This window comes from Actinophytocola sp. (genome assembly GCF_050699915.1).
Classification (GTDB): domain Bacteria; phylum Actinomycetota; class Actinomycetes; order Mycobacteriales; family Pseudonocardiaceae; genus Actinophytocola.
Map to the genome: position 1 here is coordinate 23658 of NZ_JBOHGA010000029.1, position 20439 is coordinate 44096.

Annotated in this window: 20 protein-coding genes, 2 tRNA genes and 1 pseudogene; 16 read left to right on the forward strand and 7 right to left on the reverse strand. The window is 70.0% G+C overall.

The genetic code is table 11. The features are described from left to right. The first annotated feature begins 213 nt into the window (after positions 1-213). The 10 genes from dnaN to ACRDSK_RS08275 all read left to right on the forward strand — a co-directional run bounded on the left by dnaN (position 214) and on the right by ACRDSK_RS08275 (position 10647). Positions 214-1347 (forward strand): DNA polymerase III subunit beta, encoded by a 1134-nt coding sequence (dnaN, locus tag ACRDSK_RS08230; protein WP_431439354.1) that lies wholly within the window; start codon positions 214-216, stop codon positions 1345-1347. Between the two features lie 36 nt (positions 1348-1383). Beyond that, positions 1384-2298: a phosphogluconate dehydrogenase (NAD(+)-dependent, decarboxylating) gene (gnd, locus tag ACRDSK_RS08235; protein ID WP_431439378.1), complete on the forward strand. Its 915-nt coding sequence runs from the start codon at positions 1384-1386 to the stop codon at positions 2296-2298. A gap of 2 nt (positions 2299-2300) precedes the next feature. Next, complete coding sequence (recF, locus tag ACRDSK_RS08240; protein WP_431439355.1) at positions 2301-3464, forward strand: DNA replication/repair protein RecF; 1164 nt, start codon at positions 2301-2303, stop codon at positions 3462-3464. A 136-nt stretch (positions 3465-3600) separates the two neighbouring features. Beyond that, the gene (locus ACRDSK_RS08245; protein WP_431439356.1) at positions 3601-4170 is read left to right on the forward strand and encodes a DciA family protein; all 570 of its coding nucleotides are present in this window, start codon (positions 3601-3603) and stop codon (positions 4168-4170) included. 187 nt (positions 4171-4357) lie between these two features. Then, entirely contained in the window at positions 4358-6328 is a 1971-nt protein-coding gene (gyrB, locus tag ACRDSK_RS08250) for a DNA topoisomerase (ATP-hydrolyzing) subunit B (protein ID WP_431439358.1), read from the forward strand. 30 nt (positions 6329-6358) lie between these two features. Continuing rightward, complete coding sequence (gyrA, locus tag ACRDSK_RS08255) at positions 6359-8893, forward strand: DNA gyrase subunit A (protein ID WP_431439359.1); 2535 nt, start codon at positions 6359-6361, stop codon at positions 8891-8893. A gap of 482 nt (positions 8894-9375) precedes the next feature. Continuing rightward, a complete protein-coding gene (locus ACRDSK_RS08260; protein WP_431439379.1) occupies positions 9376-10077 on the forward strand; it encodes a DUF3566 domain-containing protein in 702 nt (233 codons plus the stop codon). A 55-nt stretch (positions 10078-10132) separates the two neighbouring features. After that, positions 10133-10206 (forward strand) — tRNA-Ile (locus ACRDSK_RS08265). A 160-nt stretch (positions 10207-10366) separates the two neighbouring features. Further along, positions 10367-10510 carry a DLW-39 family protein gene (locus tag ACRDSK_RS08270; protein ID WP_431439360.1) on the forward strand — a complete coding sequence of 48 codons (144 nt, stop codon included), beginning with the start codon at positions 10367-10369 and terminating at the stop codon, positions 10508-10510. A 64-nt stretch (positions 10511-10574) separates the two neighbouring features. Further along, positions 10575-10647, forward strand: a tRNA-Ala gene (locus ACRDSK_RS08275). Between the two features lie 51 nt (positions 10648-10698). Here ACRDSK_RS08275 and ACRDSK_RS08280 read toward each other — a convergent pair. Further along, complete coding sequence (locus tag ACRDSK_RS08280) at positions 10699-11124, reverse strand: YkvA family protein (protein WP_431439361.1); 426 nt, start codon at positions 11122-11124, stop codon at positions 10699-10701. A gap of 76 nt (positions 11125-11200) precedes the next feature. Here ACRDSK_RS08280 and ACRDSK_RS08285 point away from each other — a divergent pair, with 76 nt between their 5' ends. Continuing rightward, entirely contained in the window at positions 11201-11752 is a 552-nt protein-coding gene (locus ACRDSK_RS08285; RefSeq protein WP_431439362.1) for a DUF2020 domain-containing protein, read from the forward strand. Between the two features lie 59 nt (positions 11753-11811). Here the strand turns inward: ACRDSK_RS08285 and ACRDSK_RS08290 are convergent, their stop codons facing one another. After that, on the reverse strand, positions 11812-12498 hold the full coding sequence (locus ACRDSK_RS08290; RefSeq protein WP_431439363.1) for a hypothetical protein: 687 nt from the start codon (positions 12496-12498) through the stop codon (positions 11812-11814). A gap of 83 nt (positions 12499-12581) precedes the next feature. On the opposite strand from ACRDSK_RS08290, the gene ACRDSK_RS08295 reads away from it, so the two are divergent. Both ACRDSK_RS08295 and ACRDSK_RS08300 read left to right on the forward strand, forming a co-directional pair. Beyond that, positions 12582-13142, forward strand: coding sequence for a peptidylprolyl isomerase (locus ACRDSK_RS08295; RefSeq protein WP_431439364.1), 561 nt, complete (start codon positions 12582-12584; stop codon positions 13140-13142). 72 nt (positions 13143-13214) lie between these two features. Beyond that, a complete protein-coding gene (locus tag ACRDSK_RS08300) occupies positions 13215-14051 on the forward strand; it encodes a rhomboid family intramembrane serine protease (RefSeq protein WP_431439365.1) in 837 nt (278 codons plus the stop codon). Here the strand turns inward: ACRDSK_RS08300 and ACRDSK_RS08305 are convergent. Next, positions 14048-14467 (reverse strand): PH domain-containing protein, encoded by a 420-nt coding sequence (locus ACRDSK_RS08305; RefSeq protein WP_431439367.1) that lies wholly within the window; start codon positions 14465-14467, stop codon positions 14048-14050. The genes ACRDSK_RS08300 and ACRDSK_RS08305 overlap by 4 nt on opposite strands. Before the next feature lie 141 nt (positions 14468-14608). After that, the gene (gene crgA, locus ACRDSK_RS08310) at positions 14609-14875 is read right to left on the reverse strand and encodes a cell division protein CrgA (RefSeq protein WP_431439368.1); all 267 of its coding nucleotides are present in this window, start codon (positions 14873-14875) and stop codon (positions 14609-14611) included. Positions 14876-15012: 137 nt separating this feature from the next. Between crgA and ACRDSK_RS08315 the strand changes: the two genes are divergently transcribed. Genes ACRDSK_RS08315 through ACRDSK_RS08325 form a run of 3 tightly spaced genes read left to right on the forward strand, consistent with a single transcriptional unit; the run spans position 15013 to position 16758 of the window. After that, the gene (locus ACRDSK_RS08315) at positions 15013-15921 is read left to right on the forward strand and encodes a class E sortase (protein WP_431439369.1); all 909 of its coding nucleotides are present in this window, start codon (positions 15013-15015) and stop codon (positions 15919-15921) included. Further along, complete coding sequence (locus tag ACRDSK_RS08320) at positions 15921-16076, forward strand: hypothetical protein (protein WP_431439371.1); 156 nt, start codon at positions 15921-15923, stop codon at positions 16074-16076. The genes ACRDSK_RS08315 and ACRDSK_RS08320 overlap by 1 nt, the downstream gene beginning before the upstream one ends. Before the next feature lie 28 nt (positions 16077-16104). After that, complete coding sequence (locus ACRDSK_RS08325) at positions 16105-16758, forward strand: aminodeoxychorismate/anthranilate synthase component II (protein ID WP_431439372.1); 654 nt, start codon at positions 16105-16107, stop codon at positions 16756-16758. On the opposite strand, the gene ACRDSK_RS08330 is transcribed toward ACRDSK_RS08325, so the two are convergent. The 3 genes and pseudogenes from ACRDSK_RS08330 to ACRDSK_RS08340 form a co-directional block, all read right to left on the reverse strand. Next, the gene (locus ACRDSK_RS08330) at positions 16755-17795 is read right to left on the reverse strand and encodes an NAD(P)/FAD-dependent oxidoreductase (protein WP_431439373.1); all 1041 of its coding nucleotides are present in this window, start codon (positions 17793-17795) and stop codon (positions 16755-16757) included. The genes ACRDSK_RS08325 and ACRDSK_RS08330 overlap by 4 nt on opposite strands. Positions 17796-17798: 3 nt before the next feature. Continuing rightward, positions 17799-19790: a Stk1 family PASTA domain-containing Ser/Thr kinase gene (gene pknB / locus ACRDSK_RS08335; RefSeq protein WP_431439374.1), complete on the reverse strand. Its 1992-nt coding sequence runs from the start codon at positions 19788-19790 to the stop codon at positions 17799-17801. A gap of 85 nt (positions 19791-19875) precedes the next feature. Beyond that, positions 19876-20439: pseudogene (locus ACRDSK_RS08340) on the reverse strand (hypothetical protein); the annotation flags it as partial.

The following is a 20439-nucleotide window of genomic DNA, read 5'->3' on the forward strand; positions in this document are numbered from 1 at the left end:
TACTACCGCTGTTCTTCTCTCTTCTCTTCATCAACAACGAAAAGACAGGGGCCGCGAGTCAGCGAGCGACGAGACGCCCACCACCGCCGAAACCGCCGAGCCCCGAGTACCGGACTCGGTCGGCAAGCCGTACGGTGGCGGTCTACGTCGTGAGCTCTCTCGGGTTGGAACCCGCTTGCCCGCGGCTCCTTCTCGTGTCTGGAAAGGACAGTCATGAAGATCCGCGTCGAGCGCGACGGTCTCGCCGACGCCGTCGCCTGGGTGGCTCGCAGCCTGCCGTCCCGTCCGCCGGTCCCGGTACTCGGCGGGATCCTGCTGGATGCCGGCAAGGACGACGCGTTGACGATCTCCGGGTTCGACTACGAGGTCTCCGCGACGGTCGGCGTCGCGGCGACCATCGCCGACGGCGGGCGCACGCTCGTGTCCGGCCGGCTACTCGCTGACATCACCCGATCCCTGCCGGCGCAACCGGTCGAGATCATGGTCGACGGCGCCCGGGTGTCGATCGCCTGTGGCAGCGCGAAGTTCAGCCTGCCGACGATGCCGGTCGAGGACTATCCGCAGCTGCCCGCGATGCCGCCGCACGCGGGTGAGCTCACCGGCGAGGTGTTCGGGCTCGCGGTGAGCCAGGTCGCCGTCGCGGCCGGCAAGGACGACACGCTGCCGATGCTCACCGGCGTGCGGGTCGAGATCAACGGCGACAAGCTGACCCTCGTGGCGACCGACCGGTTCCGCCTCGCGATGCGGGAGTTCACCTGGACGCCGGACGCGAGCCTCGCCGACGCCGGCGAGCTCGCCGTGCTCGTGCCGGCGCGCACGCTGGCCGAGGCGGCGAAGGCGCTCGGCACCGCCGGCGCGACCGTGGAGCTCGCGCTCGCGCCGGGCGACGGGCTGATCGGCCTGTCCGGTTCCGGCCGTCGCACCACGAGCCGGTTGCTCGACACCGAGTTCCCGCGCTACCGCCAGCTGCTGCCCTCCGAGCAGTCCGCGACCGCGATCATCGACGTGGGCCCGCTCGTCGAGGCGATCAAGCGCGTGTCGCTCGTCGCCGAGCGCGGCACCCAGGTGCGGCTCGAGTTCGGCGAGTCCGGGCTGCGTCTGTCCGCCGGCGGCGACGACGAGGGCAGCGCCGAGGAGGAGATCGCCGTGGACTACACCGGCGAGCCCGTCACGATCGCGTTCAACCCGTCCTTCCTCACCGAGGGGCTCGGCGCGCTGCACGCCGACCGCGCGGAGCTGTCCTTCACCACGGCCAGCCGCCCGGCGTTGATCAAGCCGGTCGACGACGAGGGCAACGTGGTGCCGGGATACCTGCATCTGCTGATGCCGGTGCGCCTGCCCGGCTGATCGGTTCGACCGAAGGACTCCGCTGTGCCAAACAAGATCCAGCTCGGGCTGGTCGGGCTCGGCCGCATGGGCTTCAACATGCGCGACCGGATCCGCGCGGCCGGGCACGATGTCGTCGGCTACGACCGCAACCCCGACGTGAGCGACGTCGGCTCGCTCGCCGAGCTGGCCGACCGGCTCACCGCCCCGCGGATCGTCTGGGTCATGGTGCCCTCGGGCGACCCGACCCGGCAGACGATCGCCGAGCTCGCGGACGTGCTGTCCGCCGGCGACCTCATCATCGACGGCGGCAACTCGCGGTTCAGCGACGACACGGTCAACTCCGAGCTGCTGGCCGCACGGGAGATCGGCTACCTCGACTGCGGGGTGTCCGGTGGCGTGTGGGGCAAGGAGATCGGCTACGGCCTCATGGTCGGCGGCGACGCCGAGCACGTCGAGCGGGCGATGCCGATCTTCGACGCGCTGCGCCCGGACGGCCCGCGCGAGGAGGGTTTCGCGCACGCCGGCCCGGTCGGCGCGGGCCACTACGCGAAGATGATCCACAACGGCATCGAGTACGGGTTGATGCAGGCCTACGCCGAGGGCTTCGAGCTGCTCGAGGCGGCGAAGGTCATCGAGGACGTCCCGTCTGTGATCAAGGCGTGGCAGCGCGGGACGGTGGTGCGGTCGTGGTTGCTCGATCTGTTGGTGCGCGCGCTCGACTCCGACCCGGAGCTCGACGACCTGCGCGGCTACGTCGACGACTCGGGCGAGGGCCGATGGACCGTCGAGGAGGCGATCAACCTCGCCGTGCCGGCGCCGGTGATCTCGGCCGCGCTGTTCTCGCGTTTCCGCTCGCGCCAGGAGGACTCGCCGGCGATGCGCGCGGTCGCCGCGCTGCGCAACCAGTTCGGCGGACACGCCGTGCACCAAGCCGGGCCGACGTCCGGCGCGGGCAACACGCAAGGCTGACCTTGTACGTCCGGCACCTACAGGTCAGCGACTTCCGGTCGTGGGAGCACGCCGACCTGGAGCTCGAACCCGGCGCGAATGTCCTCATTGGACAGAACGGGCAGGGCAAGACAAACCTGGTGGAGGCGATCGGGTACACGGCGACCCTCGGCTCGCACCGGGTGGCCGTGGATCTTCCCTTGATCCGCCACGGATGCGCGCGCGCGATCGTGCGGACCGCGGTGGTGAACGCCGGGCGCGAGCTGACCGTCGAGCTGGAGATCACCGCGGGCAAGGCGAACCGTGCGCGGGTGAACCGGGCGCCGGTGCCGAAGACCCGGGACGTGCTCGGGATCCTGCGCACAGTGTTGTTCGCACCGGAGGATCTCGCGCTCGTGCGCGGGGACCCGAGTGAACGCCGCCGGTTCCTCGACGAGCTGTTGGTACTGCGTGCCCCTCGCTACGCCGGGGTGCGCGCGGACTACGACCGGGTGCTGCGCCAGCGCAACGCCTTGCTCAAGTCTTCCGGCCACGCCCGGCGCGCGGGTTCGAAGGGGGACATCGGCACGCTCGACGTGTGGAACGGCCACCTCGCCCGGCACGGCGCCGAGCTGCTCGCCGCGCGCCTGGACCTGGTCGCCGACCTGGCCGACCACGTCACCGCCGCGTACGCGGGAGTCGCGCCCGAGTCGCGGCCGGCGCGGATCCGGTACCGGTCGGGGATCGCCGAGTCCTTCCCCGCGGAGTACGGCACGCCCGGCGCGCGCGCCGACCAGGAGGTGTTGGTCGACGCGCTGCTCGCCGCGATGGCCGCCGCGCGCGACAACGAGCTCGACCGAGGGGTGAGCCTCGTCGGCCCGCACCGCGACGAGCTGGAGCTGACGCTCGACGACGTCGCCGCCAAGGGCTACGCGAGCCACGGCGAGGCGTGGTCGTTCGCGCTCGCCCTGCGCCTCGCCTCCTACGAGCTGCTCCGCGCCGACGGCGTTGAGCCGGTCCTCGTACTGGACGACGTGTTCGCCGAGCTGGACCGCCGGCGCCGGCGGCGACTCGCCGACGTGGCACGCGGGGCCGAACAAGTCCTCGTCACGGCCGCGGTGGAGGAGGATGTCCCCGACGAGCTCGACGGTGCTCGCTACGTGGTGTCGAACGGGGAGGTGTCCCGTGCCGGACCAGCCGGCCGATGATCGGCCGGAAGTTACCTACAGTGACGTGAGGCGTCGCACATCTGGGGACAACCCTGTGGATAGTGTGGATAACGCTGTCACTGTGCGCCCAGCCGTCCCCGTAGACCAACCGGATCTGCCTGCTACGGGCACCCGAATGGGTGCAAATGATGATCAGGCTCCCGCACCGGCCACCGAGAGTGACTATCCACAGCTGCGAGGCTCGGACCTCGCCCGCGCCGCGCTGCGCGCCGCCCGGGAGGCCTCCGGCGGCCCGGCCGCGAACTCCGCCGGGACCCGGAAGAAGCAGGTCAGGCGTACCGGCGGGATCCGCTCGCGGCGCCGGCGGTGGTCGGGAGCGAGCCCCGACGACCGCGACCCGCAGCCGCTCGGCCGGATCGCGGCCCGGCTCGCGGCCGACCGCGGCTGGTCGAGCCGGCTCACCACCGGCCGGCTCTTCGGCCAGTGGGGCGCGATCGTCGGCGAGGACGTCGCCGAACACGCGCAGCCGATGTCGCTCAAGGACGGCGAGCTGACCATCCAGGCCGAGTCGACCGCCTGGGCCACCCAGCTGCGGCTGCTGCAGCGCCAGCTGCTCACCAAGATCGCCGCGGGCGTCGGCCACGGGGTGGTCACCAAGCTGAAGGTGCACGGCCCGTCCACCCCGAGCTGGCGATACGGCCCTCGACACGTGCGCGGCAGGGGCCCCAGGGACACCTACGGGTGAACCGGAGCCCGTAAAGCTGCCAGAAGGGGTGTCCAGGATACCCGTCAGAGTCCGGTCTCTAGGCCGTTTCCGCGAGAGCGTCAGTGGCCACGCTAGGGGTGTCCTTGCCCCACTCCTGCAGGACCGCACCAGTACAATCGAGACAGGGAGTTTCGCGCCCGTTCCTGACGAGGGAGACACCACGCCCGTGGCCGCACCGAATAATCATGAATACAACGCGTCCTCCATCACCGTCCTGGAGGGCCTCGAGGCCGTGAGAAAGCGGCCCGGCATGTACATCGGTTCCACCGGCGAGCGCGGGCTGCACCACCTGCTCACCGAGGTCGTGGACAACGCCGTCGACGAAGCGATGGCCGGCCACGCGACCCGGGTGGAGGTCACGTTGCTCGCCGACGGCGGCGCCCGCGTGGTCGACGACGGCCGCGGCATCCCGGTCGAGCTGCACCCGGTCCACCAGAAGCCGACGCTGGAGATCGTGCTGACCACGCTGCACGCGGGCGGCAAGTTCGACAGCGACAGCTACGCGGTCTCCGGCGGCCTGCACGGCGTCGGCGTCTCGGTGGTGAATGCGCTGTCCACCGCGATGGACCTGACGATCTACCGCAACGGGAAGGTGTGGTCGCAGCACTACGAGCGCTCCGAGCCCGGCGAGCTGGTCGAGGGCCCAGACACCGACCGCAGCGGCACCTCGGTCACGTTCTGGGCGGACCCGGCCATCTTCGAGACGACGACGTTCAACGCGGAGACCGTCGCGCGCCGGCTGCAGGAGATGGCCTTCCTCAACAAGGGCCTCACGATCACCCTCCGAGACGATCGGGTGTCCGATGAGGACAGTGAGGCGGACGCCGAGGGCAAGGCCGCCCGCGTCAAGGAGCGCACCTATCACTACCCGGGCGGGCTCGAGGACTTCGTCAAGCACATCAACCACGCTCGCGAGGCCATCCACAAGAGCGTGATCGGGTTCGAGGCCAAGGGCGACGGCCTCGAGGTCGAGGTCGCGATGCAGTGGAACACCGGCTACAGCGAGTCGGTCTACACGTTCGCCAACACGATCAACACCGCGGAGGGCGGCACGCACGAGGAGGGCTTCCGCGCCGCGCTGACCCGGATCGTCAACGTGTACGCGCGCGACAAGAAGCTGCTCAGGGAGAAGGACGTCAACCTCACCGGCGACGACGTGCGCGAGGGTCTCGCCGCGATCATCTCCATCAAGCTGGCCGAGCCCCAGTTCGAGGGTCAGACCAAGCAGAAGCTCGGCAACACCGAGGCGAAGACGTTCGTACAGACGACCTGCAACGAGATGCTCGCCGACTGGTTCGAGCGCAACCCGGCCGACGCGAAGATCATCATCACGAAGTCGGTGTCCTCGGCGCAGGCGCGGATCGCGGCCCGCAAGGCGAAGGAGCTGGTGCGGCGCAAGGGCGCGCTCGATATCGGCGGCCTGCCCGGCAAGCTCAAGGACTGCCGGTCGACCAACCCCGAGGAGTGCGAGCTCTACATCGTCGAGGGCGACTCCGCGGGTGGCTCGGCCAAGGAGGGCCGGGAGTCGATGTTCCAGGCGATCCTCCCGATCCGCGGCAAGATCATCAACGTGGAGAAGGCGCGTATCGACCGCGTGCTGAAGAACACCGAGGTGCAGAGCCTGATCACCGCGCTGGGCACCGGAATCCAGGAGGACTTCGACCTCTCGAAGCTGCGGTACCACAAGATCGTGCTGATGGCGGACGCCGATGTGGACGGTCAGCACATCCGGACCTTGTTGCTCACCCTGCTCTTCCGCTTCATGCGCCCGCTCGTCGAGGCCGGGCACGTCTACCTCGCGCAGCCACCGCTCTACAAGATCAAGTGGCAGCGTGCCGAGCCCGAGTTCGCCTACACCGACCGCGAACGGGACGGTCTCATGAAGGCCGGCCTCGAGTCGGGCAAGAAGATCAACCGCGACGACGGGATCCAGCGGTACAAGGGTCTCGGCGAGATGAACGCCGACGAGCTGTGGGAGACGACCATGGACCCGGCGTACCGCCTGCTGCTCCAGGTGACGCTCGACGACGCCGCCACCGCGGACGAGCTGTTCAGCGTGCTGATGGGCGAGGACGTCGAGGCACGCCGCTCCTTCATCACCCGCAACGCCAAGGATGTCCGCTTCCTCGACGTGTAGTCCGGGTCTACGACAAAGGAACTCGAGTACGTGACCGAAACCTTGCCGCCGGAGGGCGACCGGATAGAACCGGTCGACATCCAGCAGGAGATGCAGCGCTCCTACATCGACTACGCGATGAGCGTCATCGTGAGCCGCGCGCTGCCGGACGTGCGGGACGGCCTCAAGCCGGTGCACCGTCGCGTCCTCTACTCGATGTACGACACCGGTCTGCGCCCGGAACGCAGTCACGTCAAGTGCTCGCGCATCGTCGGCGACGTCATGGGCAACTACCACCCCCACGGCGACTCGGCGATCTACGACGCGCTCGTCCGGCTCGCCCAGCCGTGGTCGCTGCGGTACCCGCTCATCGACGGGCAGGGCAACTTCGGCTCGCCGGGCAACGACCCGCAGGCCGCCATGCGGTACACCGAGGCGCGGATGACGCCGTTGGCCATGGCGATGCTGCAGGACATCAACGAGGAGACCGTCGACTTCTCGGACAACTACGACGGCAAGACCCAGGAGCCGGACGTCCTGCCGGCGCGGATCCCCAACCTGCTGGTCAACGGCAGCGGTGGCATCGCGGTCGGCATGGCGACGAACATCCCGCCGCACAACCTGCGCGAGGTCGCCGCCGGCGTCGTGTGGGCGTTGGAGAACTGGGACGCGTCCGACGACGAGACGCTCGCGGCGATGATGCTGCGGATCAAGGGCCCGGACTTCCCGACGCACGCCCAGATCCTCGGCACCCAGGGCATCGAGGACGCCTACCGGACCGGCCGCGGCTCGATCCGGATGCGCTCTGTCGTCGAGGTCGACGAGGACACCAAGGGCCGGACGATCCTGGTCGTCACCGAGCTGCCGTACCAGGTCAACCCGGACAACCTGATCGAGAACATCGCGCAGCTCGTCCGCGACGGCAAGGTCACCGGCATCTCCGAGGTGACCGACGAGTCCAACAAGCGGCTGGGCATGCGGATCGTGGTCACGCTCCGGCGGGACGCGGTCGCCAAGGTCGTGCTGAACAACCTGTACAAGCACACCCAGCTGCAGCACAACTTCGGCGTCAACATGCTGGCCCTGGTCGACGGCGTGCCCCGCACGCTGCGCCTCGACCAGATGATCCGGCACTACGTCCGCCACCAGGTCGAGGTCATCGTCCGGCGCACCCGCTACCGGCTGCGCAAGGCCGAGGAGCGGGCCCACATCCTGCGCGGTCTGGTCAAGGCGCTGGACGCCCTGGACGAGGTCATCGCGCTGATCCGCCGCTCGCCGACCGTCGACGAGGCGCGGACCGGCCTGATCGCGCTGCTGGACGTCGACGAGATCCAGGCGAACGCCATCCTCGAGATGCAGCTGCGCCGGCTCGCCGCCCTGGAGCGGCAGAAGATCATCGACGAGCTGGCCGAGATCGAGGAGATCATCGCCGACCTCCAGGACATCCTGGCGAACCCCGAGCGGCAGCGGTCCATCGTGCGCGACGAGCTCATGGAGATCGTCGACAAGCACGGCGACGACCGGCGCACGAAGATCATCCCCTACGACGGCGACGTGTCGATCGAGGACCTGATCGCGGTCGAGGACGTGGTCGTCACGATCACCCGGACCGGGTACGCGAAGCGCACGAAAACGGATCTGTACCGGGCACAGCGCCGCGGCGGCAAGGGTGTCCAGGGCGCGGGTCTCAAACAGGACGACATCGTCGCGCACTTCTTCGTGTGCTCGACCCACGACTGGATCCTGTTCTTCACGAACAAGGGCCGGGTCTACCGGGCGAAGGCCTACGAGCTGCCGGAGGCCAACCGCAACGCGCGCGGCCAGCACGTGGCCAACCTGCTCGCGTTCCAGCCGGACGAGCACATCGCCCAGGTCATCGAGATCAAGGACTACCAGGTCACGCCGTACCTGGTGCTCGCGACGAAGAGCGGGCTGGTCAAGAAGAGCAGGCTGTCCGACTTCGACAGCAACCGCGCGGGCGGTCTGATCGGTATCAACCTTCGTGACGAGGACGAGCTGGTCGGCGCCGTGCTGTGCGCCGCCGAGGACGACCTGCTGCTGGTGTCCGGGGGCGGCCAGTCCATCCGTTTCCAGGCCACCGACGAGGCGCTGCGGCCGATGGGCCGGGCGACGTCCGGCGTGCTCGGCATGCGGTTCAACTCCGGGGACGAGCTGCTCACCCTCGGTGTCGTCCGGCTGGACCAGTTCCTGCTGGTGGCCACGGACGGCGGCTACGCAAAGCGCACCCCGATCGAGGACTACCCGGTGCAGGGTCGGGGTGGCAAGGGCGTGCTCACCATTCAGCACGACACGAAGCGTGGCAGGCTGGTGGGTGCCCTCATCGTCGACGTCGACGACGAGGTGTACGCGATCACTTCCTCGGGCGGGGTCATCAGGACCAACGCCCGGGAGGTACGCAAGGCCGGCCGGCAGACGAAGGGCGTGCGGTTGATGAACCTGGGCGAAGGGACCACTCTGGTTGCCATCGCACGCAGCGCGGAGGAGGAGCCGTCGGAGCCCGGCGCGCCTCCCGCGGCGCCCGAGACGTCGGACAATGGTCAGCAGCCACAAGAGCCACCGCAGTAGAGAGCGACACGTAGGGGATCCTCGTGACACCACCTGAGAAGCCCGGAAGCACCGGCCAGAACACGGAGCGCGAGCCGGACCACAAGTCCGGCATCGCCACCGACGGCCAGGCCAAGCCGGTCGATCAGGCGGCCGACGGCAACAACGACCGCGGTCCCGAAGGCGGTCCCGAAGGCAACGGGAAGTCGTCGTCGGACGGCCCGACCGCGCGGGTGGCGACGTCCGAGGACCTGGAGCTGAGCCACGGCACCCCGCCGCCCTGGCAGCGGGTGACCAGCGACAACTCGCCGCCGGCGGCCCAGGCGACGACACAGCCGACGTCTTCGCAGACGACGAAGCCGACGTCGTCGGCACCGTCGCAGACCACCCAGCCGACGTCCAAGCCGGCCACGCAGCCGGCGTCGAAGCCTGCGACGCCGGGATCCGGTTCGCAGCTGCCGCCGCCGGTCCCGATGGTGCCGAACTCGACGCCGGCCAAGCCGATCCCGCCATCTCAGCCGCCGGTGACATCCGGCACGCCGGTCCCGCCGAGCGGGGAGAGCGTGCCGCCCAACCCGCCGCCGCATGGTGAGCAGACGGTGTCGATCGAACGCCCGGTCGTGACCGGTGCGGCCGCGGCGCGCCTGTTCGCCGAGGGCGGCCTGCCGACGGCGGCCACCGTGCCGGCCCCCGGCATGGGCATGCCGCACGGCGGTGCGGCGCCGGCCCGCACGACCGTGCACCTGGAGGGCTCCGTCCCGGCGGTCACCGGTCCGTCGACCGGCCCGCTCCGCGTGGGCGCGGCCGCTACGCCGAGCGCCCTGCGCCGGCCCGGCCGGGGTCCGCGGCGGGCGAACCTGCAGATCAAGCGGTTCGACCCGTGGTCGGTGCTGAAGCTGTCCCTGGTCCTGGGTGTGGCGCTGTTCTTCGTGTGGCTGGTCGCGGTCGGCGTGATGTACGCGGTCCTCGACGGCATGGGCGTCTGGGACAAGCTGAACGGCATCTCGAGCGAGATCCTCCAGCCGACGGACGAGGCGGGCGGCGAGCCACTGATCAGCGCGGGCCGCGTCTTCGGCGTGGCGGCCATCATCGGCGCGGTGAACATCGTGTTGTTCAGCGCGTTGTCCACGGTCGGCGCGTTCATCTACAACGTCTCCGCGGACCTCGCCGGCGGCCTGGAGGTCACGCTCGCGGAGCGCGAGTAGGCGGCATACCGGTTTGGGCGCGCGAGACGCCGTGCGATAGTCTCGTCGCCTGTTGGGGCCTATAGCTCAGGCGGTTAGAGCGCTTCGCTGATAACGAAGAAGTCGGAGGTTCAAGTCCTCCTAGGCCCACCGGATCAGGCCCTGTTCGTACCCACGGACAGGGCCTGACCTGTGCGGAAGCCGGGGTCTCTTGGCCCGGTGCCGCTTGTGGCAGACTTGTGGCCTGCTGCGGAGTCGTAGGGGTCGCAGCAGTCGATACGTGGTGGTTTTGCCGAAGGAGGCAATGGACGTGAAGAAGCTTCTCGCTCTGGTGGCCGTGGCCGGTGGCGTGCTGTTCGTGGTGCGCCGCAACAAGTCGGCCAAGGCCCAGGACGACCTGTGGCGCGAGGCGACCGCTCCGGCCTCCGGCGCCAACAACGCCAAGAAGGCCTGACCGCCAACCGCACCGCGGCCCACGGGCCGCGAACACCACACCGGTGCGCGACCCGCACCGGCCCGGGGACGTAGCTCAATTGGCAGAGCACTGCCTTTGCAAGGCAGGGGTTAGGGGTTCGATTCCCCTCGTCTCCACGAAGATCACCACAGGCCGAGGTCCGCGCCGCATTCCGCACGCGGTGGCCGTTACCGATCCTCTGTAGGCGAGAGGCGCGCGAGCCGGGTGAGTGCGACGAACCCGTCGTCGGTGCCGGGCCAGTGCGCACGGACGGCAGCGAGGCCAGCTCGCCGGATGACGCCGCGGAGCGTGGCCATGACGATGATCGCGTCGTCGGCGTAGCCGAGCACCGGGACGAAGTCCGGCACCAGGTCGATCGGCATCGCCAGGTACGCGAGCAGCAGCGCCAGCCGGACCCGCACCCCGCGCGGCAGTGTCTTGTCCGCGGCCAGCCGGCGAACTAGCCGCAGGACGTCGGGGAGAAGGCGCAGCGCCTCCCGCAGCACGCCACCGCGCGGACGCACCAGCACCAGCGCGACTACCAACGCCAGCCACGCCACCAGCAGCGCGACGACCACACCGATCGCCACGTCGAGCCAGAACGTGCCGGTCACGAGCGGACCTTACTGCGCGCCGGCGGGTCGACCCGCCGATCGGCGGGAGGATGCCTGCCGGGTCCACCGTGCGTGTGTGGTTGACTACCTGCCCGTGAAACGCGCCCTGTTACTCGGTCCCCTGTTGATCGTGCTCGCCGCGTGCAACAACGAGCCCGCGGAGGATCCGACGATCGTCCCGCCGGCGGACACGCCCACGAGCGAGGCAGCGCCGGCCGCCGAGGCGCCGCCGGTGCCCGAGCCGTCCGCGGACGGGCCCTGCCCGTACCTCGACACCGCCTTCGTCGAGGACACCAACGGGCAGCGGGCCGGGGACGTCAAGGTCTCCGCCGACGACCCGCCCGCCTGCTTCTTCTACCGCTCCGACGGCGGCATCCAGCTGACCGTCCGCGTCTTCCAGGGCGAGGCCCCGGTCGCCCAGGCGGTCGTCGACCAGGCGGCACCGGTCGACACGTCGAACCCCGCCGAGCTCGCGGGCGGCTGGGCCGGCGGCGCGCAGCCGACCGACGAGGGCGCGGTCTACGCCGTCGCCAAGGAAGGCACCGCGGTCGTGGTCGCCACCAACCAGGAGCAGACGATCAAGGCCAAGGTCGTCGCTCAGGAGGCGATCTCCGCGCTGGGCCTCTAGGACGCCCGACACAGCATTCGGCCCGCCAAGGGATCGCCTTGGCGGGCCGAAAGCTCGAATCAGCCTTGCTTGGTCGGCGACTTCTGCGGTCGCTGACCGTTGGCGGCCGCCGACGAGGGCGAATCCTCCTCGGCGGGCTCGTCGGCGCGGTGCCGTGGCTCCGGAACCGGGGCCGGCTCCGCGGACGTCGCCTTGCTGCGCACCACGTACGCGACGCCGCCCGCGACGACGGCAAGCAGCAGCACCTTCGGCCACCGACGCTTCTTGGGCGCCTCGGCGAGCTTCAGGGCAACCGCCTGCTCCTTGGCCTCGTTCCGCAACCTGGCCAGCTCGGTCTTCAGCGACGCCCGCAGTTCTTTGGCGTCCTTCCGAGCCTGCTTGGCCGACTTCACAGCCCGCTGAGCCGGCTTGCTCTTCTTGGCGTCCTTGCGTGCCTGCTTGGCCGCCTTCGCGAGCTCCTTGCGGGTGTGCTTGGCCTTGCGCGCCAACTTCTTGCGCGCCCGGCGGGTTGTCTTCGCAACCTCCTGGCGTGCTACCTCGGCGCTCTCGGCCAGTGCCACGGCCAGCTGCTGCGGAGCGACACCGCGCTCCGTCAGCTTCCGGTCCGCGGCGTGCGCCGCCTTCGTCGTGGCATCCGCGCTCACTTGACCAGCGCGTTTGGCACCACGGCGGACCGCAAGCCAGCCGGAGCCGACGGCCTTGCCGACCGTCTCTCCGGCCCGGTTCATGGCCTTCACATCGTCCATAGTGTGCTCCAGGGTGGCTTCATCGGACGGTTCCTATCCTGCCCCTTCCGGAGCGATCCTGCTGCGGATGGCACGATGACCAGGTGGCAGACAGCAATGGATCCCTCGTTGGAGTCAAGGTCTCGGCCACCCTGCACACTTCGCGGGGTGACATCCGGGTCAACCTCTTCCCTGATCACGCGCCCAAGACCGTGTCGAACTTCGTCGGCCTGGCCGACGGCACCAAGCAGTACACGACGCGCAACGCACAAGGTGAGACGTCCGGTCCGTTCTACGACGGGATGATCTTCCACCGGGTCATCGACGGCTTCATGATCCAGACCGGCGACCCGGACGGCACGGGCCGCGGCGGCCCCGGTTACAAGTTCGTCGACGAGTTCCACCCGGAGCTGCAGTTCAACAAGCCGTACATGCTCGGCATGGCCAACCCGGGCATCGCGGACAACAACGGATCGCAGTTCTTCATCACCGTCGCGCCGACGACCTGGCTGAACTTCAAGCACACGATCTTCGGCGAGGTGGCCGACCAGGAGTCGCGCAACGTCGTGGACGCGATCGCGAACACCCGGACCGCGCCGCCGAACGACAAGCCGGTCGAGGACATCGTGGTCGAGCGGGTCACCGTCGAGCGTTCCGAGAGCTGAGTGTCGGTCAACCGGCAACAGAACCTGCCGGCCTGCGTTCGTCATCCGGATCGGCCGACCGGTCTGCGCTGCGTGCGGTGCGACCGGCCGGCCTGTCCGGACTGCTTACGCGAGGCCTCGGTCGGCTACCAGTGCGTCGACTGCGTCAGCGAGGGCTCTCGCACGGTTCGCACACCACGCACGATCGGCGGTGCCCGGGCCACCCGCGCGCGCACGCTCGTCATGGTGCCCGTGCTGATCGTGGTCAACGTCGCCGCCTTCGCGGTGACCGCGATCCAGGCCGGGAGCATCGTCGACAACAGCGCCTCGACGCTGTTCCAGGACGGCACGCTGGTCCCGGCGTGGGTGTCCGCCGGCGAGTGGTGGCGGCTGGTCACCTCGGGCTTCCTGCACTTCGGCAACTACGGCGGCTACGGGCCGGTCCACCTGCTGTTCAACATGTTCGCGCTGTGGGTGATCGGCCGGGACCTCGAGGTGGCGCTCGGCCGCACCCGCTTCCTCGCCGTCTACCTGCTGTCGCTGCTCGGCGGCTCGACGGCGGTGATGCTGTTCGGTGACGCGGGCGGCGGCGTCGCGGGCGCGTCCGGCGCCGTGTACGGCCTGTTCGGCGGCATCGCGGTGGTGGTGTTCAAGGCGAAGCTGAACCCCAGCCCGGTGCTCGCCCTGATCGCGATCAACATCTTCCTCAGCGTCACGCTGCCCGGGATCTCGCTGCTCGGCCACGTCGGCGGGCTCGTCGCCGGTGCGCTCGCGACGGCCGCGCTGGTCTACGCGCCGCAGGCCCGCCGCGACCAGGTGCAGATCGGCGCCTGCGTCGGGCTGCTGGTGCTGATGGTGGTGGCGATCGCCGTGCGAGGAGCGGTGCTGGACTGTACGGCCGACTCGCTCGGCGTCTACTGCCTGACCTAGGTCCGCAGCGCCAGCAGCGCGTCGACGACGTCCTCCGGGTCCGTGCCGAGGTCCAGCCGGCCGAGCACGACCAGCTCGGGTACCTCCGCGCGGTCCGCGTCCAGCTCGATCGTGGCGACCTCCCGTCCGAAACGGCGGGTGCGCACGAGCCGCACGTTCACCTCTGCCCAGGTCCACCGCCGGTTGCCGGTCAGCCCGCGCACGGTCACGCCGGACGAGTCGCCGGCGAGGCGGGGCCGCACCAGCAGGCCGAACAGGCCGGCGAGAACCAGCCCGAGCGCCACCGTGCCGAGCAGGACCCGACCGGGTGGGTCATCGGCGAACAGCGCCCAGGCGGCCGCGGCCGCCGCGAGCACCCACGCCAGGGCGGTCAACTCGGCCTTCGGCGCCCAACTGTGGGCGGTCGGGACGGTCAACGAGGGTCACGCTCCGGATCTAGAAACGAGTTATCCACAGCGGTTATCCACACTGGGGATGACTTACACCCTTGTGGTTCAGTAACACTGCGCTGAACGGGTGCATCCGAGAGAAAACGTGGGTGGCCACGAGGTGGCCGGTCAGCGCCACCGCATGGTCATCAGCAGGCCGCCGATCATCAACGCGAACCCGACCGCGAAGTTCCAGTTGCCGAGATCCTGCATGAATGGGATCTTTTCTCCCGCGATGTAGTTCACCACGAGCCATGCCAGTCCCAGCACCATCACCCCGAGCATGACGCCCACGTAGATCGGGTGAGACGGCCCAGCCGCCTTCACCTTGACCGGAGTGCGTCGATCGGCGGGTGGTGTGTAGACCGCCTTCTTGCGAACCTTGGACTTGGGCATGTCGTCCTCACCTGACGTGTAGCTTGAAGTCGCATCCGCGAACGTGTCGCGAACGTGTCGAACCGTCCGCTCCCGCAACACGTTAACGTAGTTGAGCAGGTCGACTTATCAACAGGTCGGACCCGGAAGGAGCGCGCGTGGGCACGGTGCAGCACCTGGGTCACGGTTCTGGTCGGATTACGGGGGATCTCGGCGACATCGTCCCCTCGCCGCGGCCGCGCCCCGGCGCCCCGCGGCGACGACCGGACAAGACGCGGAACGCCGTACGCAACGCCGGCGAGGTGTTGATCACCCTCGGCATGGTCGTGCTGCTGTTCGTGGTCTACGAGGTCTACTGGACCGACCTGATCTCCGCCGGCAAGCAGCGCGACGCGACGACTGCGCTGGACACCCAGTGGGGCGACGCGACGGCCGGGGACCCCAAGCGCCAGGACCACTTCGAGGGCCTCGGCGAGGGCGACGGCTTCGCCAAGATGTACATCCCCTCGTTCGGCGCCGACTACCAGTTCACGATCGTCGAGGGCACCACCGAGGCCAGCCTCGAGATCGGCCCGGGCCACTACACGAAGACCGTCTACCCGGGCCAGCCCGGCAACTTCGCGGTCGCCGGCCACCGGGTGGGCAAGGGCGCCCCTTTCAACGACATCAACCTGATGCAGTCCTGCGACGCGCTCGTCGTGGAGACGCAGTACAGCTGGTACGTCTACCGGATGCTGCCGCTCGCCGAGGAGAAGGACGGCTGGGCGCAGGGCAAGGGCACCGACCCGAAGTGCAAGGACGTCGCCCCGCTCGGCGGTCCGTACGGCGAGCTCGAGGGCCAGCACATCGTGCTGCCCACCAACGGCGGCGTCATCGCGCCGGTCCCGCCGAGTGCCGCCACCCCGCCGAGCAAGGGCGAGATGGCCTCGCTGATGACGCTGACGACGTGCCACCCGCGCTTCTCCGACAAGGAGCGGCTGATCGTCCACGCGGTGCTGACCAAGCAGTGGGCGAAGGATCCGAAGAAGCCGAACGAGCGGCCGCCGGAGCTCGAGGAGTCGGTCTGATGTACGCCTGGATCTGGCGCCTGCTGCCGGGGCCGGTCGGGGTCCGCGCGGTACTCGCCGTGGTGTTGGCCCTCGGCGTGGTGGCGCTGCTGATGTTCGTGGTGTTCCCGTGGCTGGAGCCGTTCTTGCCATTCAACAACGTCGGCGTGGAGTAGCCCGCCCACAGCGCAGTAGGTTGTCGGCATGCGGGTGCTGGTGGTCGACAACTACGACAGCTTCGTCTACAACCTCGTGCAGTACCTGGCCCAGCTCGGGGTCGAGTGCGTGGTGCGGCGCAACGACGACGCGGACCTGGGCGGGCCGGCCGCGCTCGACGGCTTCGACGGGGTGTTGCTCAGCCCGGGGCCGAGCACGCCGGAGCGGGCGGGCGCGAGCATCGACGTCGCCCGGTGGTGCGCCGACCGCGGCACGCCGGTGCTGGGCGTGTGTCTGGGCCACCAGGCGATCGGCGTGGCGTGGGGTGCGGTCGTGGACCGGGCGCCGGAGTTGTTGCACGGCAAGACGAGCCACGTGCACCACAAGGGCGCGGGCGTGCTGGCCGGCCAGCCGGACCCGTTCACCGCGACGCGCTACCACTCCCTAACGGTCCTGCGCGACACGATCCCGGACGTCTTCGAGATCACCGGCCAGACCGACACCGGCATCGTGATGGCCATGCGCCACCGCGAGCTCCCGATCGAGGGCGTGCAGTTCCACCCGGAGTCGGTGCTTACCGAGGGCGGCCACCGCATGCTGGCCAACTGGCTGGCGACGTGCGGCCACCCCGTCCCGGAGTCCCGGGTCGCCGAACTGACCGAACAGCTGCGCACCCTCGCGGACGCCGCCACGACCACCTAGGCCGGCGGGATGTCCGGGACCGTGCCGTCGAGGAGCGCGGTTGCCAGGGAGGCGCCGATCGCCGGGGCGTGCTTGAACAGGTTGTCGCCCCAGGCGGCGGTTACCGGGCCCGCGCCGGCCACGTGGACGCCGTCGCCGAGGCCCGGGTGGAAGTCGCAGTAGAGCTCCTCCACGATCTCGTCCTCGACGCCCGTCAGGAACTCCCGCACGTACGCCCGCACCAGGTCCCGCGAGCGGGCCGTCACCGCCGCGCGGCCGCGTTCCCACGCCGCGTCCTCCGCCGGCAGCGACGCGCCCACCGACCACCGGCCCGGGCCCGAGCACTGCTGGTACGTCGTGAACCCGGGCCGCCACGACTCCGTCCGGTCCATCCAGCACGGCGGCCGCGCGGCCGGGTCGCTCAGCCGGAACGTGAACCGCACGTGGTGGGCCAGCGCCGTCGGCACGTACATGCCGACCTGCGCCGCCAGCTGCCACGTGCCGCGCCCGGCGGCCACCACCACCCGGTCGGCGTGCACCGGGTCGAAAGAGCCGAGCAGGGTCACGCCGGGGTCCGACACGTCGAGTCGGTGCACGTGACCCGACCGCAGGGCCGGCGCGGCTGCGGACCGCAGGAACTCCGCCGTCGCCGGCACGTCGATCACCCCGCCGCCCGGGTCCAGCAGCGCGGCGCCGGCGACCGAGGTCACCGGCAGACCGAGCGAACCCACGTCGTCGACGAGTGAGTGGGGCGCGGAGGCGGCGGCCATCGCCGCCGACCAGTCGCGTGCGGGCGGACCGGTGAGCACCGCGCCCTCGGTGCCGACCAGCGGCACGCCCGCGCGGTCCGACCACTCGGTCCACAGCTTCCGGGCCGCGGCCGCGTACCCGACCAGCTCGGGATCAGCGTGTGCCAGACGGAAGATCCGCGAGCTGCCGGTCGACCGGGCCGCCATCGGCACGTCCGCCTCGAGGCACACCACCTCCGCGCCGCGCCGCAGCAACGCGTCCGCGGTCGCCAGACCGATCACACCGGCACCGACGACCGCGATCCGCATCGGTCAGCCTCCGCCCCCGCCACCCGGGTCGAGCTCGGTCGCGATCGTGATCCCGATCTCTTCGTCCTTGTTGACCTGCTGCCCGTCGTTGAACTGGGCGTCGATGATCCGGTTGAACTCCGCCGGGTCGTCGGTCTGCCCGTCCTCGACGTTGAAGTTGCCGGTCCAGCCGAGCTGGCGCAGCGTCGCCTCCGCCTCCTGCTGGGTCTGCCCCACGATGTTCGGCATCGTGAACGTGTCCTCGTCCTGGCCCTTCGACACCTCGAGCGTGACCGTGCTACCCGGCGGCACCTCGGCGTTCTTCGGGTCCTGGTTGATGACCGTGCCCTTCGGCTGGTCGGAGTCCACCTCGTTCACGTCGACCTCGAAGCCGAGACCCTCCAGGTTGGCGCGCGCCGTGTCGACGTTCTGGCCGGTCAGGTCCGGCACGTTGACCGTCTCCTGCTCCTTGCCGACGATCAGCTTGACCTCGCTGCCCTTCGACACCGGCTGCCCGGCGGTCGGGTCGGTCGAGATGACCTTGCCGATGTCGTCGGAGTCCTCGACCTCCTGCTCCTCCTCCTGGGCGGCCACCGCGAGGCCGGCGTCCTTGAGCACCTTCCGCGCGTCATCCGGGCTGCGTCCCGACACGTCCGGAACGGGCACCTTCTCCGCGGGTGCGCCGACGAGCAGCGTGAGCCGGTCGGTCTTCTTCATCTTCTCGCCCGGCTTCGGGTTCGAGTCGATGACCTTGCCGATGCTGTCCGCGCCACACCTGCCGGGTTGGCCGTCGGCCGAGGGCTGGCACGGCACCGGCTGCAGGTCCACCTCGAAGCCCTGGTCGGTGAGCTCGCGCTGGGCGTCGTCGGCGATCCGGCCGACCACGTTCGGCACGGTGACCTCGTTGGAGATCGGGTCGGTGTTGAACACCGTGGTCATCAGCCAGGCGATGAAGCCGATGAGAGCGAGCGCGAGCACGGCCACCAGGGCGATGATCCAGCCCTTCTTCCGCCGGCGCCGGCGCTCCTCCTCCTCGTCCTCGTACGGGTCGTAGTCGTCGTAGTCGTTGGAGAGCGCCGCCGGGCGGTGCCGACCGCGGGTCGGCTCGGCCTGCCGGCCCTGCGACATGATCGTGGTGCGCTCGTCGTCGGTCATCACCATCGGCGCGAGCGGCCGCTGGTTGGACAGCACCCGCACCAGGTCGGTGCGCATCTCGGCGGCCGACTGGTAGCGGTTGGGCGCACCCTTCGACATCGCCTTCAGCACGATCGCGTCGAGCGCGGGCGAGACCCGCCCGTTGAGCGCCGACGGTGGCTTCGGGTCCTCCCGGACGTGCTGGTAGGCCACCGCGACCGGGGAGTCGCCGGTGAACGGCGGCTCGCCGGTGAGCAGCTCGAAGAGCACGCAGCCGGCGGCGTAGACGTCACTGCGCGCGTCGACGGCCTCGCCGCGGGCCTGCTCGGGGGACAGGTACTGGGCGGTCCCTATCACGGCGGCGGTCTGCGTGACCGCGGCCTGGCCGTCGGCGACCGCGCGGGCGATGCCGAAGTCCATCACCTTGACCGCGCCGGTCTTCGTGATCATCACGTTCGCCGGCTTGACGTCCCGGTGCACGATCCCGTGCCGGTGCGAGAAGTCCAGCGCCGCGGAGACGTCGGCCATGATCTCCATCGCGCGCTGCCCGGGGAGCGGGCCCTCGGTCTTCACGATGTCGCGAAGCGTCCGCCCGTCCACGTACTCCATGACGATGTAGGGCAGCGGGCCGTGCTCTGTTCTGGTCTCGCCCGTGTCGTAGACGGCGACGATCGCCGGGTGGTTCAGCGCCGCGGCGTTCTGTGCCTCGCGCCGGAACCGCTCCTGGAACTGCGGGTCGCGGGCCAGGTCGGCACGCAGCACCTTGACGGCGACGTCTCGGCTGAGGCGGACGTCCTTACCGCGGTGGACCTCGGACATGCCGCCGTAGCCGAGCACCTCGCCCAGCTCGTACCGATTGGAGAGCAGTCTCGGAGTGGTCATCGGTATGTCGTCTCGATCCTCGTCTGCTGGTGTGCTGCGCGTGCGCCAATCATGCCCGACGTGTGCTCCCGGCTACCGCGATTCATCACGGCGGGCCCTCTTCCTCGTTGCAGTAGATCGGGACCTCCGTTCCGACCAGCAGCGGTCGGTCCGCCTCGATCTCGACGACCGTGCAGTTGTCGGGGTCCTCCGGTTCCTTTCCACCCCTGGCGACGAGCACCGGGACGAGTCCCTCACGCTCCAGGCTGTCCGCCGCGTAGGACGCCGATCTACCGATGTACTTACGGTCGTCCACCTCGACGAACTCACCCGGTGTGCTCGGTTCCGACTCGTCGTGGCCCGGTCCCGGCGTGCTGCCGGGCTGGGCCCCAGCGCCCGCGCCGCCGTCATTCTCCCCGTCGTCCACCGGTCTCGACGACTCCGGTCGGGATTCGCCGCCCGTGTCGCGTTCGGGGCCGTCCACCAGCATGGCGAGCCCGAAACCCGCCAGCGCCAGCAGTACGCCCGCCAGGACAACGACGAGAACCCACAACGCGGTTCGGTTGCGGCGGGGTGGCGGTGGCGGCCCCAGCGGGAACGCACCCGTGCCCGGCGCCTGCGGCGGCAGGCTCGGCGGCCCGACCGGCAGCATCGCCGGGTTGCTCGCGCT

Coding starts and splice junctions, on each gene's coding strand:
- dnaN (WP_431439354.1), top strand. CDS start 214: ATGAAGATCCGCGTCGAGCGCGACGGTCTCGCCGACGCCGTCGCCTGG.
- ACRDSK_RS08245 (WP_431439356.1), top strand. CDS start 3,601: ATGGGTGCAAATGATGATCAGGCTCCCGCACCGGCCACCGAGAGTGAC.
- ACRDSK_RS08290 (WP_431439363.1), bottom strand. CDS start 12,498: ATGGACGATGTGAAGGCCATGAACCGGGCCGGAGAGACGGTCGGCAAG.
- crgA (WP_431439368.1), bottom strand. CDS start 14,875: ATGCCCAAGTCCAAGGTTCGCAAGAAGGCGGTCTACACACCACCCGCC.
- ACRDSK_RS08320 (WP_431439371.1), top strand. CDS start 15,921: ATGTACGCCTGGATCTGGCGCCTGCTGCCGGGGCCGGTCGGGGTCCGC.
- ACRDSK_RS08325 (WP_431439372.1), top strand. CDS start 16,105: ATGCGGGTGCTGGTGGTCGACAACTACGACAGCTTCGTCTACAACCTC.
- ACRDSK_RS08330 (WP_431439373.1), bottom strand. CDS start 17,795: ATGCGGATCGCGGTCGTCGGTGCCGGTGTGATCGGTCTGGCGACCGCG.
- pknB (WP_431439374.1), bottom strand. CDS start 19,790: ATGACCACTCCGAGACTGCTCTCCAATCGGTACGAGCTGGGCGAGGTG.